The sequence below is a fragment of the Microbacterium sp. genome (assembly GCF_035554235.1).
Taxonomy (GTDB): domain Bacteria; phylum Actinomycetota; class Actinomycetes; order Actinomycetales; family Microbacteriaceae; genus Microbacterium.
Genome location: NZ_DATMIO010000224.1, coordinates 1 through 16119 on the forward strand (window position 1 = coordinate 1; position 16119 = coordinate 16119).

10 protein-coding genes and 2 pseudogenes are annotated in these 16119 nt (G+C 71.9%); 6 read left to right on the forward strand and 6 right to left on the reverse strand.

Annotation, left to right across the window (positions count from 1 at the left end):
- Positions 1-216: pseudogene (locus VNT50_RS11575) on the forward strand (phosphatase); the annotation flags it as partial.
- 80 nt (positions 217-296) lie between these two features.
- Here VNT50_RS11575 and VNT50_RS11580 read toward each other — a convergent pair.
- On the reverse strand, positions 297-722 hold the full coding sequence (locus VNT50_RS11580) for an SHOCT domain-containing protein (RefSeq protein WP_325485271.1): 426 nt from the start codon (positions 720-722) through the stop codon (positions 297-299).
- 105 nt (positions 723-827) lie between these two features.
- Positions 828-2291 (reverse strand): DEAD/DEAH box helicase, encoded by a 1464-nt coding sequence (locus tag VNT50_RS11585; RefSeq protein ID WP_325485272.1) that lies wholly within the window; start codon positions 2289-2291, stop codon positions 828-830.
- Positions 2292-2462: 171 nt separating this feature from the next.
- On the opposite strand from VNT50_RS11585, the gene VNT50_RS11590 reads away from it, so the two are divergent.
- Positions 2463-3176 (forward strand): ferritin-like fold-containing protein, encoded by a 714-nt coding sequence (locus VNT50_RS11590; protein ID WP_325485273.1) that lies wholly within the window; start codon positions 2463-2465, stop codon positions 3174-3176.
- Between the two features lie 59 nt (positions 3177-3235).
- Here the strand turns inward: VNT50_RS11590 and VNT50_RS11595 are convergent, their stop codons facing one another.
- Positions 3236-3526, reverse strand: coding sequence for a hypothetical protein (locus VNT50_RS11595; protein ID WP_325485274.1), 291 nt, complete (start codon positions 3524-3526; stop codon positions 3236-3238).
- Position 3527: 1 nt separating this feature from the next.
- The gene (locus VNT50_RS11600) at positions 3528-3752 is read right to left on the reverse strand and encodes a DUF3107 domain-containing protein (protein ID WP_325485275.1); all 225 of its coding nucleotides are present in this window, start codon (positions 3750-3752) and stop codon (positions 3528-3530) included.
- A gap of 146 nt (positions 3753-3898) precedes the next feature.
- Between VNT50_RS11600 and VNT50_RS11605 the strand changes: the two genes are divergently transcribed.
- Positions 3899-7048, forward strand: coding sequence for an ATP-dependent helicase (locus tag VNT50_RS11605; protein WP_325485276.1), 3150 nt, complete (start codon positions 3899-3901; stop codon positions 7046-7048).
- Positions 7045-10593 (forward strand): ATP-dependent helicase, encoded by a 3549-nt coding sequence (locus tag VNT50_RS11610; RefSeq protein WP_325485277.1) that lies wholly within the window; start codon positions 7045-7047, stop codon positions 10591-10593. The genes VNT50_RS11605 and VNT50_RS11610 overlap by 4 nt, the downstream gene beginning before the upstream one ends.
- 449 nt (positions 10594-11042) lie before the next feature.
- Here the strand turns inward: VNT50_RS11610 and VNT50_RS11615 are convergent.
- Positions 11043-11792, reverse strand: a pseudogene (locus VNT50_RS11615) (phosphotransferase); the annotation flags it as partial.
- A 63-nt stretch (positions 11793-11855) separates the two neighbouring features.
- Here VNT50_RS11615 and nudC point away from each other — a divergent pair.
- Both nudC and VNT50_RS11625 read left to right on the forward strand, forming a co-directional pair.
- Entirely contained in the window at positions 11856-12773 is a 918-nt protein-coding gene (gene nudC / locus VNT50_RS11620; RefSeq protein ID WP_325485278.1) for an NAD(+) diphosphatase, read from the forward strand.
- A complete protein-coding gene (locus VNT50_RS11625; protein WP_414683964.1) occupies positions 12752-14491 on the forward strand; it encodes an ATP-dependent helicase in 1740 nt (579 codons plus the stop codon). Before nudC ends, VNT50_RS11625 begins: the two co-directional genes overlap by 22 nt.
- A 908-nt stretch (positions 14492-15399) precedes the next feature.
- On the opposite strand, the gene VNT50_RS11630 is transcribed toward VNT50_RS11625, so the two are convergent.
- A partial coding sequence (locus VNT50_RS11630) for a zinc-dependent metalloprotease (RefSeq protein ID WP_325485279.1) occupies positions 15400-16119 on the reverse strand: 720 nt, incomplete at its 5' end.

The window sequence follows — 16119 nt, forward strand, 5'->3', positions numbered from 1 at the left end:
GGGCTCGCGGGGTTCGAGATCGATCATCGCGAGAACACGGAGAGCGGCAAGGAGGCGCTCCACGCGCTCGTCGCCGAGCGCGACCTCATCGTCACGGGATCAAGCGACTACCACGGTCTCGGCAAGCCCAACCTGCCGGGCGAGAACACGACTTCCGACGAGATGCTCCAGCGGATCATCGACCGGGCAAGCGGCAGCGCTCCGGTGTATCCCTGAGGCTGAGGCGGCTGGCCTCGACGAGAAGCGCCCCCGCTCTCCGGAGGGAGTGTGGGGGCGCTCGTCTCGCGTGGTGGTGATCAGCCGGCGAGGGCCTTCGCCTTGATCGAGTCGAACTCGGCCTGTGTGATGGCGTCCGAATCGAGCAGGGCCTTGGCCTTCGCGATCTCCTCGGACGGGCTCGAGGCGGTGGCAACCGAGCGGATGTAGCTGTCCTGAGCCTCCCGGTACTGCTTGGCCTGTGCCGCGCTGCGCTCGCCCATTCCGCTGCCGCGCGCGATGAGGTACACCAGCAGCGTCAGGAAGGGCAGGAAGATCAGGAAGATGATCCAGAGGGCCTTCAGCCATCCGTTGAGTTTGTGGTCGCGGAAGAGATCGCCGATGACGGCGAACAGCGCGAACAGGTACGAGATGAAGATGAACGACCAGAGGAACCACCAGATGAGGTCCCCGAAGGAGCCCCAGAAACCCTGGTACTCGACGGATTCGATGAATCGCACGTGCATGCCTTCTTTCGAGTCTGGGGCGCCCGGCGCGCCCGGGACTCACCCTAGCGAAGCCCGGGAGCCGGTCAAGGGCCGCACGTCGTCCGTGTCGCGGCGCTCGTGCGGTCAGGCCTGAGGCGCGGTGCCGGGTCCGCGACGCCGGCGACGGCGACGCTGCGCGGGTGCCTTGCCGTCGTGGTGCTCGGTGCCGCCGCCGTCGTGCGTGCCGCCGCCCTCGGCGGGGCGGTCGACGGGTGCCTGGCCGTGGTCGGCGGGCACGAGGTCGCCCTCGGCCTGCACCGCACCGCGCCCGCCCGAGCGCGTTCTCGTGCGGCTGCCGCCTCGCGGGGAGCCGGAGCGCGGCCCCGCGGCATCCTGCGTCTTCACCGTCTGGGTGCGCGGGGCGGTCGTGAGGCGGCCCTTTGTGCCGGCCGGGATGCGCAGATCATCGAAGAGGTGCGCGCTCGACGAGTAGGTCTCGACCGGCTCGGGCTTGCCGAACTCGAGGGCGCGATTGATGAGTGCCCACTTGTGCAGGTCGTCCCAGTCCACGAAGGTGACGGCGATGCCGGTCTTGCCCGCGCGGCCGGTGCGGCCCGCGCGGTGCAGATAGGTCTTGTCGTCGTCCGGGATCGTGTGGTTGATCACGTGCGTGACGTCGTCGACGTCGATACCGCGGGCGGCGACATCCGTCGCGATCAGGATGTCTTTCTTGCCGGCCTTGAACGCGGCCATGGAACGCTCGCGCTGCTCCTGACCCATGTCGCCGTGCACGGCGGCGGCGTTGAAGCCGCGGTCGTTCAGCTCGTCGACGAGCTTCTGCGCGGCGCGCTTCGTGCGGGTGAAGACGACGGTCTTGCCGCGCCCCTCGGCCTGCAGGATGCGGGCGATGATCTCGTCTTTGTCGAGCGAATGGGCGCGGTACACGAGATGCTCGATGTTGGCCTGCATGAGACCCTCGTCGGGGTCTGTGGCGCGGATGTGCACCGGGTTCGACATGAAGCGGCGCGCGAGGGCCACGATCGGGCCGGGCATCGTCGCCGAGAAGAGCTGCGTGTGCCGGATCGCGGGCACCTTCTGGAAGATCTTCTCGATGTCGGGGAGGAAGCCGAGGTCGAGCATCTTGTCGGCCTCGTCGAGCACGACCTCGGTCGCGTTCGACAGGTCGAGCAGGCGCTGGTTGTTGAGGTCGATCAGCCGGCCGGGCGTGCCGACGACGATCTGGGCGCCGGCCTTGAGCTGGTCGATCTGGCCCTCGTATGCCTTGCCGCCGTAGATGGCGACGACGCTGGTCGAACGACCCTGGGTCAACATGTCGATGTCTTCGTAGACCTGCACGCACAGTTCGCGCGTCGGGACGACGATGAGGGCCTTGACGCCGTGCTCGGGGTCGCGCCCCAGACGCTGCACGACGGGGATGCCGAAGCCGAAGGTCTTGCCCGTGCCCGTCTTCGCCTGGCCGATGATGTCTTGACCGGGAAGCCCGAGGGGGATGGTCTGCTCTTGGATGGGGAACGCGTCGACGATGCCCTTGGCGGCGAGCACGTCGACGATGTCCTGGTCGACGCCGAGGTCGGCGAATGTTGTCACAGTGATATTGCCTGTCTGGCGGTGAGGTGCCGCCGGAGGGAAGTGATCCACGCCCTTCACTCAGCCACAGGCGCGGGGTCCGGGTCCATTGCCGGGACCCGACCAGCCTACCGGAGGGCCCGCGCCGGCATTCCCTCCTGCATCCGGGCGCGCCGCGACTAGGCTGGTGCGGTGGTGAGGTGGTTCTGGCAGAGACGCCCCGAAGGGCGCACGCTGTCGTTGCGGTCGCGCGGGGACCTCGGCGACGCGACCCGTGTGGACTTCGAGGAACTCGCCCCCGACATCGATACGTTCCTCGGCCAGGCGGCCTACCTCCAGCTCGGGTTCTTCGAGACGCTGACGCGCCTCATCCGCGCCACACCGGAGCTCGCCGAGAAGGAGGCGCTGTCCCGCGCCGCAGGCGCCGCGCTCACCAAGCACCGCGCGCTCGTCGACCTCATCCGGGAACGCGGAGGCGAGCCGACCGAGGTGATGCTGCCGTTCCGGGAGCAGCTGGACGCCTTCCGCAGGAAGACCATCGGCAAGAGGCCTCGCGAGACGATGCTGTCGGTGCATGTCACGGCCGGCATGCTGGATGACTTCTACCTCGCGCTCGCGTCGGGCTACGCCGACACGGGGCGACGTGTCGCCCGCATCCTCCAGGCCGACGACGACCGCCAATCCATCGTCGAGATCATCAAGGCCACGATCGAGAGCGACGAGGAGTGGCGCTCCCTCCTGTCGCTGTGGGGACGCCGCCTCGTCGGCGACACGCTGCTCGTCGCCCGGGCGGCACTGCGGCCGACCCGGCTCGGGGCCGCGGAGGAGAAGCAGGTGGAGCCGGTCTTCACCGATCTGATGGCCGGGCACGCGCGACGCCTGGACGCCATGGGCCTCGCGGCGTAGCCGCGGTCAGGCGCAGCGGCGTAGCCGCGGTCAGGCGCAGCGGCGTAGCTCTCGAAAGCTCAGGCGATGCCGAGGCGCGTGCGCTCGGCGGCGTCGCGCTTCCCACGCGCGCGGGTGAGAAGCAGCGTCGCGAGGTACGCCACCGCGACGGGCACGACGATGGAGACCGCCCACAGCCACGGATTGTCTTCGGCGAAGCCCGCCCACTGCAGGCTCGTGTAGAGCACGCCAGCCGTCGCGGCGCCGATCGCGGGCGCGAGCACGACGCCGCGATCGGAGCGGTGCGGCATCGCGAAGTGGATCGCCATGCCGGCCACCGCGCCGGCGATGAGCGCGAGCAGGATGAGCACGTCAGGCCACGAAGCCCACGCGGCGCGATTCCTCGCTCCCGAGCTCGACGTAGGCCAGGGCGGCGGTGGGCACGATGTAGGAGCTGCCCTTCACGTCGGTGAACGTCAGGTGGGTCGCCCCCGCGTCGAGCGCGCTCGCGACGGACTTCTTGACGCCGTCCGCCGATTCCGAGGTGTCGAAGCTCAGTTCGCGACCGGTGTTCGTGATGCCGATGCGGATCTCCACGGGATGACTGCCTTTCGTAGCGGGTGGCCCCACCCGGGGCGACACGGCAACTCTACGACACGGCCGCGGGCGACTCGGCCGCCCGCGCAACGCTGAGGGCGAACGCGCGCCGGGCCGTGTCCGAGGGCGCGGGTAGCGTGGAGTCCATGACTCTCGGGGGCGATTCTCGGGCGCGACGGCGCGCGCTCGATGACGCGCAGCGAGCGATCGTGCAGCTTCCGGCGGCGGCATCCGCCGTGGTCGTCGGCGCCCCGGGAACAGGCAAGACGTCCGCCCTCATCGCGCGGGTCGAGCACTTGCTCTCCGGCGCGCTCGACCCTTCCGAACTCCTCGTGCTCACCCCGTCGCGGCAGAGCGCGACCGACCTCCGCGACGTTCTCGCCCTGGCCTCGGGCGAGGCGACACCCGGCTCGCTCGCGCGTTCCGTGGCATCCTTCGCGTTCCACATCGTGCGCGCCTCCGAAGTGCACGCGGGGGCAGAACCGCCGCAGTTGCTGACGGGCGCCGACGAAGACCAGATCGTGCAAGACCTGCTCGAGGGCGACGAACGAGATGCCGCGGAGGGGCGCGATCGCTGGCCGGAGTGGCTCGGGCCGGCCATCCGCGGCTCCAAGGCGTTCCGCAGCGAGGTGCGCGCCTTCATGGCGGAGTGTGCGGCGCTCGGCATCGAACCGCCCGCCCTGGCGAGGCTGGGCGCGGCCGCGGATCGCGTCGTGTGGGTGGCGATGGCCTCCTTCATGACCGATTTCCTCCGAGTCCGGGCGGCGATGCGCGGCGCGCACCGAGATCCGGCGGGACTCGTGCGCGAGGCCGCGGGCATCCTCCGCACCGCCGCCGGCGGCGCGGCCTCGCTCGGGGCGTTCGCGCGGCTGCGGGTCGTGCTCGTCGACGACGCGCAGGAACTGACGCTCGGCGGTGTTCAATTGCTCGAGGCGTGTCGTGCCCGCGGCATCGCCGTGGTGGCCTTCGGCGACCCGGACGTCGGTTCGGGCGCCTTCCGGGGCGCGGCCCCGGAACACTTCGCCCGGCTCGCCGAGATTCTCGGCACTTCCCATGTGCTCTCGAGCGCCCACCGGGGAACCGCCGCGCAGGCACACCTGGTCCGGCGCGTGACGCAGCGCATCGGTGCGGCCGGGGTGATCGCCCATCGCACCCCGCCGGCCGCCCATGTCGACGACGACGCGTCGGTGAGAGCGGTCGTGGCCCGTTCGGCGTCGGAGGAGTATGACGCGATTGCGCGGCTGCTCCGCGAGCGGCACGTGCACGACGGGGTCGCGTGGGACGAGTGCGCCGTCATCGCCCACGACACCCGCCAGGGCGCGGCGCTCGAGGCCGAACTGTCCGCGCGCGAGGTGCCCGCCCGGGCCAGCGGCCCCGGTAGGGCGCTCGGCACGCGTGCGCCCGTGCGCGACATCCTGCATCTGGTCACCCTCGCGACGCGCGATCCCTCGACGTGGACGTCGGTGGATGTCGACGCCGCGCTCACCGGAGCGTTCGGCGGCCTCGACCCGGTGAGCCTTCGCCGGCTGCGCACGACGCTCCGGCACGCCGAGGTCGCGGAGGGCGGCGAGCGGGCGGCCCGGGAGCTGCTGCGTTCGGCGCTGGCGAATCCGCTGGAGTTCGCGCTCGTCGACACGCGCGAGGCGCGGCGCGGCGGGCGGGTCGCCGAAGCCATCGTGCGGGTGCGCGACCAGTCGGCGCACGGTGCGAGCGCGCACGACATGCTCTGGACGGTGTGGGAGGGCAGCGGGCTGGCGCGGGCATGGGGCGCGGCGGCCCGGGGAACCGGACCCCTCGCAGAGCAGGCGAACCGCGACCTCGATGCGCTCGTCGCCCTCTTCCAGTCCGCGAAGCGATTCGTCGAGCGCGAGCCGGGCGAGGAGGCGATGGTCTTCGTGCGTCGCCTGCTCGACTCGGATGTCGCGGACGACACGCTGACGGCGCCGCCCCCGCGGTCGACGGTGCGCGTGCTGACGCCGGCGGCGGCGCTCGGCGCGGAATTCGACACGGTGGTGGTCGCGGGCGTGCAAGAAGGGGTGTGGCCGAACGTGCGCCTTCGCGGCGGCCTGCTCGAGACCTGGCGGCTCGCCGACGCGCTTGCCGGTCCCGACACGGTGCCGCCCGACGTGCTCGATCGCCGCCGGTCCGTCATGCACGACGAGCTGCGTCTCTTCGTGCGCGCCGTGTCGCGGGCCCGGGAACGTGTGATCGTGACGGCCGTCGACGACGATGACACCGGACCGAGCGTTCTCTTCGAGTTCCTCCCCGAACCCGATCGCGGAGGCAGGGGCAAGGAGCATCCGCTCTCCCTGCGCGGACTCGTGGCGCAGCACCGACGCGCCCTCACGGACCCCCTCGCGTCGTCGTCGGCCCGACGGGAGGCGCCCGCTCAGCTGGCCCTGCTCGCCGACGCGGGCGTGGCCGGCGCGCACCCGCGCGAGTGGTACGGCGTCACCCCCGCGACGACGGATGCCCCGCTGCGCGACATCCGCGAAGAAGGCGTTCGCGTGTCACCGTCGCGGCTGCACGCGCTCGAGGAATGCGAGCTCAACTGGGTCATCGCCGACCTGGGCGGCGACACGCGCGGGGGACCGGTGGCGGGCCTCGGCGTCATCCTGCACAGCGCGATGGAGGTCGCCGAGGGCATCGACGAGGCGAGCCTCTGGAGCGTCGTCGAGGCGCGTTGGGGCGAGCTCGAGTTCGACGCGGCGTGGCGTGAGCGCCAGTCGCTGACCCGCGCGCGCGACCTCGTGCGCCGGCTGCACGCCTACCTCCGCGACTTCGAGGCATCGGGCGGCACCCTGATCGGCGCGGAGCCGCACTTCGAGATCCCCATCCCGTTCGACTCCGACGCCGCAGGCGTCGAGGGGCCCGGCATCCTCGTGAGCGGCTACATCGACCGCGTCGAGCTCACCGGCGCCGGCGATGTCGTCATCGTCGACCTGAAGACCGGCAAGAGCGAGCCTCAGACCGACGCGAAGGTGGCCGAGAACCCCCAGCTCGCCGCGTATCAGCTGGCGTTCGAGTCGGGCCTCATCACCGGAACCGGGGGACACCCCGGGGGCGGCGCGAAACTGCTCGTGCTCGTCCCATCATCGTCGAAGGCGCAGTACGTCACGCCGACGCAGCCACCCTTTGACGACGAGCACCGCGACGCCTTCCTCGCCCGTGTGCGCAGCGCCGCGACGACGATGGCCGGGGTGTCGTTCACCGCACCTTACGAAGACCACTGCCGGAAGGACCATTCCTACGGGCTGTGCCGCATCCACACGGTGCGCGCGGTGAGCGCCTCATGACCTCGACGTTGATCGGGGTCGAGGACGCCGGCGTGACCGCGTCGGCGCCGCTGAGCGCGCGGGTGATCAGCGCGGCGCTCGGCCAGTTTCCGCCGACCGCCGAGCAGGCCGCGGTCATCGAGTCGGCCCTGGCTCCCGCGCTCGTGGTCGCCGGCGCCGGGAGCGGGAAGACCGAGACGATGGCCGGGCGCGTGGTCTGGCTCGTCGCCAATGGCATCGTGCGACGCGACGAAGTGCTCGGGCTCACCTTCACTCGCAAGGCCGCGGGCGAGCTCGCCGAGCGCATCCAGCATCGACTCGCGCGCCTCGCCGAGTTCGAGACGCGCGGACTCCTCGGGGACCTCCCGGCCCTGCACGCATCCGGAGACCTCGAAGCCTTCTTCGCGCTGCAGCGAGAGGAAGACGATGAGACGGATGCCGCGGCGCGGGCGGGACGCGACATCCGAACCGTCGCGCTGCGCTTCGCCGAGCGGCGCCGCGCCCGCCTCGACGAGCTCGCGGAACGGTCCACGGGAGCGCCCGTCGACGGTGCGGACGACCTCCTCCTGCGTCCGACGGTGGCCACCTACAACAGCTTCGCCGATCAGATCGTGCGCGAGAACGCCGTACTGCTCGGCCGTGATTCCGAAGCGGCGATCCTCTCGGAATCGGCGGCGTGGCTGCGGATGCGCAAGGTCGTGCTCGACTCCGACGATCCCCGGCTCGAGTCCCGGTCAGAAGCCCTCAGCACCCTGATCGACGGCGCGTTGCGCATCGCACGCGACTCGGTCGACAACCTGGCCGATCTCGACGACATCGCGGCGTTCCCCGCCGCCTTCGCGGACGTGCTCGACCGGCCGTCCGACTCGGCGCGTGTGAGCGTGTACGCCGACATCGCGACGGCCGTCACCAAGGTCGAGGGATTGGCGGTGCTCGCCGATCTCGCCCGCGCGTACAACAGCGAGAAACGCCGGCTGGGTGTGCTCGACTTCTCCGATCAGGTCGCCGGTGCACTCGGAGTCGTGCGGGCTCACGCCGCCGTCGGTGAAGAGCTGCGCAGCCGCTACCGCGTTGTGCTGCTCGACGAGTATCAGGACACCTCGGTCGTCCAGACCGATCTGCTCGCGGCCCTCTTCGCGCACACGGCCGTCATGGCCGTCGGTGACCCGCACCAGTCGATCTACGGTTGGCGCGGCGCGAGCGCCGGGAACCTGGGCGGGTTCGCCGCGGCCTTCGCCCCCGGAGCAACCGCGAGCGAGTTCGCCCTGATGACGAGCTGGCGCAACAGCCGCATCGTGCTCGAGGCCGCCAACGCCGTGCTCACGCCGCTCGCGGCGACCAGCCCGGTGCCCGTCCGAGAGCTGCGCGCGCGCCCCGGGGCGCCGGAAGGCGAGCTCGACCTCGTCTTCGAGGCCGACCTCGATGCGGAGGCCGATCGGGTCGCCGCGTGGTTCGCCTCGGTGCGCGCGCGGCGCGCGGCGTCGGGTCGCTCGACCACCGGTGCGGTGCTGTTCCGCAGCAAGCGGCACATGGTGCGCTTCCGGGAGGCACTGTCTGCTGCCGAGATCCCGAGCCGCATCCTCGGCCTCGGCGGCCTGCTCACCACCCCGGAGGTGGTGGATGTCGTCAGCGCCCTGCGCGTCATCCACGATCCGGGCGCCGGCTCCGCGCTCATCCGCCTGCTTTCCGGGCCCCGGTGGGCCATCGGGCTCGCGGACCTCAGGGCGCTGTCGGCCCTTGCCGAGCGGATCGCCCGGCACGACTTCGCGCTGAAGCCGCTCGCGCCCGAGGTGGCGGCCAGGATGCGGGCGTCGGCGGGCGACGAGCAGGGGTCGCTCATTGAGGCGCTCGACTTCGTTCGCCGGCACGGTGACGACCACGGCTGGCTCGCGGCGATCACTCCCGAAGGGCGGATGCGTCTGCGGGAGGCGGGCACCGTCATCGCGGGCCTCCGGGGGTCGGTCGGCCTGCCGATCCCGGAGCTCGTTCGCCTGATCGAGCTCGAACTGCGCCTCGATATCGAGCTCGCCGCGAACGAGATGATCGGCTCCGCACGCGTGGCGTCGGCGCAGCTGCGGGCATTCGTCGACGAGGTGCACGCCTTCCTCGCCACGGACGAGGCGGGGACGATCGGCAGCCTCCTCGCGTGGCTCGATCACGCGGAGCAGCTCGATGAGTTCGCGCCGCGCACGGAGCCGCCCGAGGACGATGTCGTGCAGCTCCTCACGATCCACGGCTCGAAAGGGCTGGAATGGGATGCCGTCGCCGTCGTCCGGGCGGTGGAGGGCGAGCTGCCCTCCGCGGCGCGTGACACGAAGGCGTGGCTCGGTTTCGGTGTGCTCCCGTACGAGTTCCGAGGAGACGCGCCCTGGCTCCCCGCGTTCGGGTGGAAGCGGGCGGAGGCCGCCACGCAGCAGGCCCTCAGAGACAACCTCGCCGCATTCGTCGCCGCCAATCGCGCCAGGCAGCAGGAGGAGGAGCGGCGCCTCGCGTACGTGGCGCTGACCCGGGCAAAGGACCACCTGCTCCTCTCTGGGTCGAGCTGGGCGGGGACCACCCAGGCGCGGGAGCCCGCGCCCTACTTCGACGAGATCGCCCTCGCCCTCGGGCGGGACGCCTTCGAGGCGGTGGCGGGGGAGAACCCCTACGTCGGCAGGCGTCGCCTGCTCGAGTGGCCGCTCGATGCGCTAGGCAATCGGCGCCGGGCGGTGGAGTCCGCCGCGGGTGCGGTGCGGAATGCGCTCGACGGCCCCCGCGCCGAGCCCGCCCCCGATGTCGCTCTCCTCCTCGCCGAACGCGAGGCGCTGCGGCATCCTGCTGCTCTCGACGCACCCACGCGCATCCCCGCATCGCGTTTCAAGGACTACGTCACCGACTTCGCCGCGACGACCGCGTCGATCTCGCGTCCCATGCCGGAGCGCCCCTACAGGCAGACGCGGCTCGGCACGCTCTTCCATGCATGGGTCGAACACCGCTCGGGTGTGGTCGGCGTGGCCGCAGCTCCGGATGACCCGCTGTGGGAGCTCGACGCCGACGAGTTCGCCGACGACGAGTTCGCGGGCACCGACGCCTCAGCCGAAGATGCCGCGGAGCTCGCGCGCCTGCGCGAGATCTTCGAGCGGTCGGAGTGGGCCGACCTCGCTCCCATCGCGGTGGAGACCGAGATCGACTTCGTGCTGAGCAGCGAATCCGAGGCCGCGCGGGTCGTGATCTGCAAGCTCGACGCGGTCTACAGGAGGGATGACCGCGGTGGACGCATCGAGATCGTCGACTGGAAGACGGGCAGGCCGCCGCGCACGGCGGCGGAGCGAGAAGAGCGGATGCTGCAGCTCGCGCTGTACCGGCTCGCCTACCACCGGGCGCACGGAGTGCCCCTCGAGGACATCGATGTCGCCCTCTTCTACGTCGGCGACGATCTCGTGATCCGCGGTGACCGGGTCTACTCGGAGGCGGAGCTGGCCCAGCGCTGGATGGCCGCCCGCGCCGCGCGTTCCGCCTCGACCTCCTCGTCGCTGGCGTCGCCGGAGTCGTCGGCGTGGTCGGCGTTGTCGGGGGAGGACGCCTGAGCCTTCGCGTCCATCCACGCGGAGATATCGATCGGAGCGGTCGAGAGGTCCGCGGACGAAGCTGACGCGTCGCCCGCGTGGTCTGCGCCACCTGCGGGGCCCGCTCCGTCCGCGTAGTCCCGGTCGGCGGCCGTGAAGAGCGAGACCATCGAGGGGTCGTACGCGTCGGTCTGCATGGAGGTGTCCACATCGGCGACCGCCGCCGGCTCCTGGACGCGGTCGAGCAGGGCGATGGCGCCGTCCACGCCGGCGGGGGCCGCGCCGCGGGCGTCGACGAGCGAATCGGCACCGATGCCATCGGCGAGGGCATCCAGCAGCGCGGCCGCATCGTCCATGACGTCGGCACGATGTGAATCGTGCCCGTGCACGAGCCACTGGGCGAACTCGAGTTCGGCGTAGAACCGCGCCCGCGTGCGGAGGTGAGCGTCGGGGGAACGGTGCGCGGCGGAGGCGTACGCCTCGAAGATGTCGTCGGCCGCTTCGGGCGCGGACGCCACCCAGCGGAGGTCGACGGCGGGGTCTCCGACCGACAGGCCGTGCCAATCCAGCACCCCCGTCACCGCCGGGCCGAGGTCGCCGTCCTGGAAGAGGAATGATCCGGCCGCCGCGCCGCCGAGGGTCACCGTGGACTCGAAGCGCCAGAGCTCATCGGCCTCGACCGCATCGCGCCACCGCACCGTCAGCCGGACGGGAAGGCGGCCCGTCGCCCCGGCGCGATCTATGAGGGCGCGCACATCGTCCCGCGCCTCGGGGGGCGTGCGCTGGGGGAGGCCTTCAGAACGCACGACGGAGTGCGGCAGGGCGTGCAGCGATGCGAGGGCGTAGCCGACCGACGTCGCGGCGCCTTCACCCGAGGGGATGTGGGCGGCATCGATGTGGTAGCCCGGCAGCAGGCTGCAGACGAGGGCGCGGGCGTCGCCGAGGCCCGCCTCGCCGAGCAGTTCGGGTGCGCGGAAACCGAGCAGGCCGCGCACGCCGGGGGTCAGCGCCCGCAGCGCGAGGGCCTCCGCGGCCAGTTCGCGCCCGGCGGTCGCATCGACGGGCGCGCGCACGACGAGCCGCCGCCCGTCGGCTAGCGTGACGACCGCGGAATCGCAGCGACCGGCCCCGCCCGCCGTGAGCGACCCCACCGCCGAGACCGATGCCCCGGGCACTGCCGACGTGACCGACGCGGCTAAAGTGAGGAGTGAGCGTGCCATGCCCCCAGGGTAGGTCGGTCGTGCGGGAGAGCTTCCACGCCACGCCCGTGAGAGAGGGAGTCGATGACGGTTCACGCCCACCCCGGCCAGCCTCCACTGGCCCGCGGCGAGCTCGACCGCCGAGGTGACGAGCGCGAGCGGGAGGGCATCCTCGCCGCCGCACGGGACAGCGGCGACACCCGCGTGCTGGTGCTCCGCGGCGACGAAGCACCCCTCGATTCACCCGATGGGTCCGCGCTCGCCTACGCGGCACCCGCCGACGTCGCCGATGGTGGATGCTGGGCGTTCCTCGGCCGCGAAGACACGGGAGCCGCGGTGCTCGTCGCCGCCTTCCCGCAAGGCACGGAGGACCCCGTCTCGGCCCCGCACGGCTGGGGCGCGCTGCGGTCGGTCGGCGGCGTGCTCGGCGCCTTCGACGCGGGAGTCTTCGTCGAAGGACTGAGTCTCGGCCGCTGGCTTCTCGACGCCTCGTTCTGTCCCGCGTGCGGATCGCTCACCGAATCCGCCAAGGCCGGCTGGGCGCGCCGATGCCCCTCGTGCGGCCGGGAGCACTTCCCACGCACCGACCCCGCCGTCATCGTCGCGATCGCGAGCGAGGACGGCGAGCGGCTGCTGCTCGGCTCCAACGCCCTGTGGGGCGGCGACCGGTACTCGTGCTTCGCCGGGTTCGTCGAGGCGGGCGAGTCGCTGGAGGCGACCGTGCACCGCGAAGTCGAGGAGGAGGCGGGGGTTCGCGTCACCGACATCCGCTATCACGGCTCGCAGGCCTGGCCGTATCCCCGCTCCCTCATGGTCGGCTTCCTCGCCACCGCCGTCGACGACTCCGAAGCCGAGGCCGACGGGACCGAGATCATCCAGGTGAGCTGGTTCACGCGCACGGAGATCGGCGATGCCCTGGAGGGCAGGGGCGGCATCACCCTGCCGGGAGCCGCGTCGATCGCCCGCAGCCTCATCGTCGCGTGGCACGCGGGGATCGCGTGATCGACGTCGCGCTGCACGGCCTCGACGAGCGTCAACTCGAGGCGGTCACGGCCCTGCGCGGTCCCGTGTGCGTGCTGGCGGGAGCGGGTACGGGCAAGACCCGCGTCATCACGCATCGCATCGCGCACGGCGTGGACACGGGCGCATACTCCCCGGGCCGGGTGATGGCGGTGACCTTCACGTCCAAGGCGGCGGGCGAGATGCGCGGACGCCTGCGCGCCCTCGGGGTCGAGGGCGTGGTGGCGCGCACCTTCCACTCCGCCGCGCTCGCGCAGCTGAACTACTTCTGGCCGACGCTGGCCGGTGACACGGCGCCGAAGATCGTCGACAACAAGGTGCGGCTCCTCGCGCATGCGGCGGACGGGATCGGGCTGCACCTCGACACGCCCACGCTCCGAGACATCGCATCGGAGATCGAGTGGCGCAAGGTCACGATGCGAAGCATCGAGCAGTACGCCGCGCTGGGACGAGGCGTCGGACGCGTGGCGCCTGCCGTGGTCGCGAGCCTGCAGGCGGCGTACGAGAAGCTGAAGGACGAGCGCCGGCAGCTCGACTTCGAGGACGTCCTGCTCGCCTGCGCGGGGATGCTCGAAGCCGAGCCCCGGGTCGCCCACGCGGTGCACGAGCAGTACCGCCACTTCACGGTCGACGAGTTCCAGGACGTCTCACCCCTCCAGCACCGGCTGCTCGAGTTGTGGGTCGGCGATCGCCGCGACCTCTGCGTCGTGGGCGACGCGAGTCAGACCATCTACTCGTTCGCCGGCGCCGACTCCCGCTTCCTGCTGGAGTTCGAGAGCCGGCACGATGACACGCACCTCGTGCGGCTCGAGACGAACTACCGCTCGGATGCCGCGGTCCTCGCGGTCGCGAACGAGCTGATGCGCGACCGGCCAGGAGCTCTCGAGCTTCACGCCGCCCATGGCCTTGCGGCATCCCCCACGCCGACCGTGTCGGCGTTCGAGGATGACCGCGACGAGGCCGACGGGGTCGCGCGGGCGATCGAGGCGCAGCTGAAGTCCGGGATCGCGGGCGAGCAGATCGCGGTGCTCTATCGCTCGCACGGACAATCGGCCGTGATCCAGCAGGCCCTCGCGGCCCGCGGCATCGCAACGACGGTGCTCGGTGGCAAGCGCTTCTTCGACATGCCCGAAGTGCGTCAGGCGATCATGTCGCTGCGCGGGGCGTCGGTGGCCCCGATCGAGACGACGTTCCTCGCGGCGGTCCGCGATGTGCTCCGCTCGCTCGGACTCACCGACGAACCGCCTCCGGCAGGAGGAGCGCTCCGCGATGCCTGGGAGGCCCGCATGGCGCTCCTGAGGCTCGCCGAAGCGGCGCCCCCCGCGATGGATCTGCGCACGTTCACCGACACGCTGATGGCGCGGGCGAAGGATCAGCACGAGCCGGAACTGCGCACCGTCACGCTGTCGACCCTGCACGCGGCCAAGGGGCTCGAGTGGCCGCACGTGCACATCGCAGGATTCGCCGAGGGGCTCCTCCCGATCTCCTACGCGACGACCTTCGAGGCGGTCGACGAGGAGAGGCGCCTCGCGTATGTCGGCATCACGCGGGCCGCGCGTACGCTCTCCCTCTCGTGGTCGCGGGGGCAGGGGCGGACGGCGCGGACTCCCTCGCGTTTCCTGACAGAGATCGGCACGCGCAGTCTGCGTGCGGTCGGTGCGTCATCCACACCCGCCGGGCGGAGGACTCGCTCAGAGTGACCGAGCGCTGAGCCTCATCCGGCGAACGCCACGCGTCCCGCAGCAGGCGAGCGGCCATCCCGCCGGCTTCGGCGGCCAGGGACTGCGGGACGCTCGCGACGCGTCGCCCGATCAGCTGAGCGGCGAGCAGCGGCCAGACCGGGTCGGCGTCGCGCCGATAGGCGTGCACGCACGACAGGCACCCCGTAACGCCTGGCAGAACGAACGGGCCGACGGTCGCCTTCGGGCCCGAGAAGACCATCGGGAGGTGCGGGATGTCGTCCCTGACGAGCGACACGGCCGCTCGTGGCTCGACGATGTGCTGCGCGAGGAGGATCACCGGCATGGATGTCGCCGGCGGCTCATCCTCGTCGAGAGGCACCGGGCTGAGCCCCGCCGCGGTCAGGGAGCCGTGGATCGCCTGACTCACCTCGGCGTGAACGTCGCGGTCGGCGCGCACCCCGACGGCGACGCGCGCGTCGGCGCCGTCGCGAGCGAGCAGCGCGGCTTCGACCCGGTCGACGAATCCCCGCACCTCGCCATCCGGCACGTCGAGGGCCTCCGCCAGGACGCGAAGCGCGTGCTCCGGGATGCCGCGATCCAGCTCCGTCAGGAGCTTCTGCTGCCACGGCTGCAGGTCTTCGAGCACGGCCACCGGCTCCACGCCGAACTGCAGGGAATCGGCGCCGCGCCAGAGGGGCGGGTAGGCGGGATCGAGGCGCAGCACGGTGGTCATGCGGTGAGTCTGCCTCGGCGGCATCCACGCGGCGCCGTTGTCCACAGCATCCGATCGCCCGCGCCCGCGTGTACCCGCCTGGGGAGGAGACGGCGCCCGTCACGAACGTCGGAGATTCGCGGCCGATTCGGCCGATTCCCGAGGAGATGGCCGAAGTTTGCGACATTCTCCGAAGCTTGTGCGCGCGGGAGGGCTACACCGGGCGGGGGTCCTCCGGGCCGTCCGAGTCGGGGCCCTCGCTTCTCGGACCGTCGGCCACGGATCCATCGGCCGTCGGTCCATCGGCCACGGGGCCATCGGCTGCCGGGCCATCGGCTGCCGGGCCATCGGCCGTCGGTCCATCGGCCGGTCGTGCATCGGCCGGTGGTGCCTCGGCCGCCGGGTCGTCCGCACCGTCGCCCAAGCCCGCCCCGCCGCCGGGCTCCTCGCCCGCGAGCAGCCGGGCGAGGGCGTCGTCCATCTCGTCGTGCACCGGCTCTTCGCCGCGCGCCCGCGCCTCGAGCCGCGCGATGAGCGCCGACGGGTCGTCGATGTCTTCGGACGTGGGCATGAAGTCGGGGTAGTCCCACAGGGCGTCGCGGGCATCGACGCCGACCGCTTCGGTCACGGCGCGCCACATCGCGGCGGCCTCGCGGAGCCGCCGGGGACGCAGCTGCAGCCCCACGAGGGCGCCCAGCGCCTGCTCGGCGGGACCGCCCACCGCGCGGCGACGGCGGGCGGTCTCGCCGATGCGATCCGCGTCGGGCAGGCGCGACGTCGCATCGGTCGTCACGACATCCACCCACCCCTCGATCGTCGCGAGGAGATTCTCGAGTCGATCCAGCACGACCTTCTGCGCGTCGGACTGGCGCGGCAGCAGCGCGCCGCTCTCGAGGGCCTGACGCAGTTCGTCGGGCTCGCTCGGGTCGAAGCG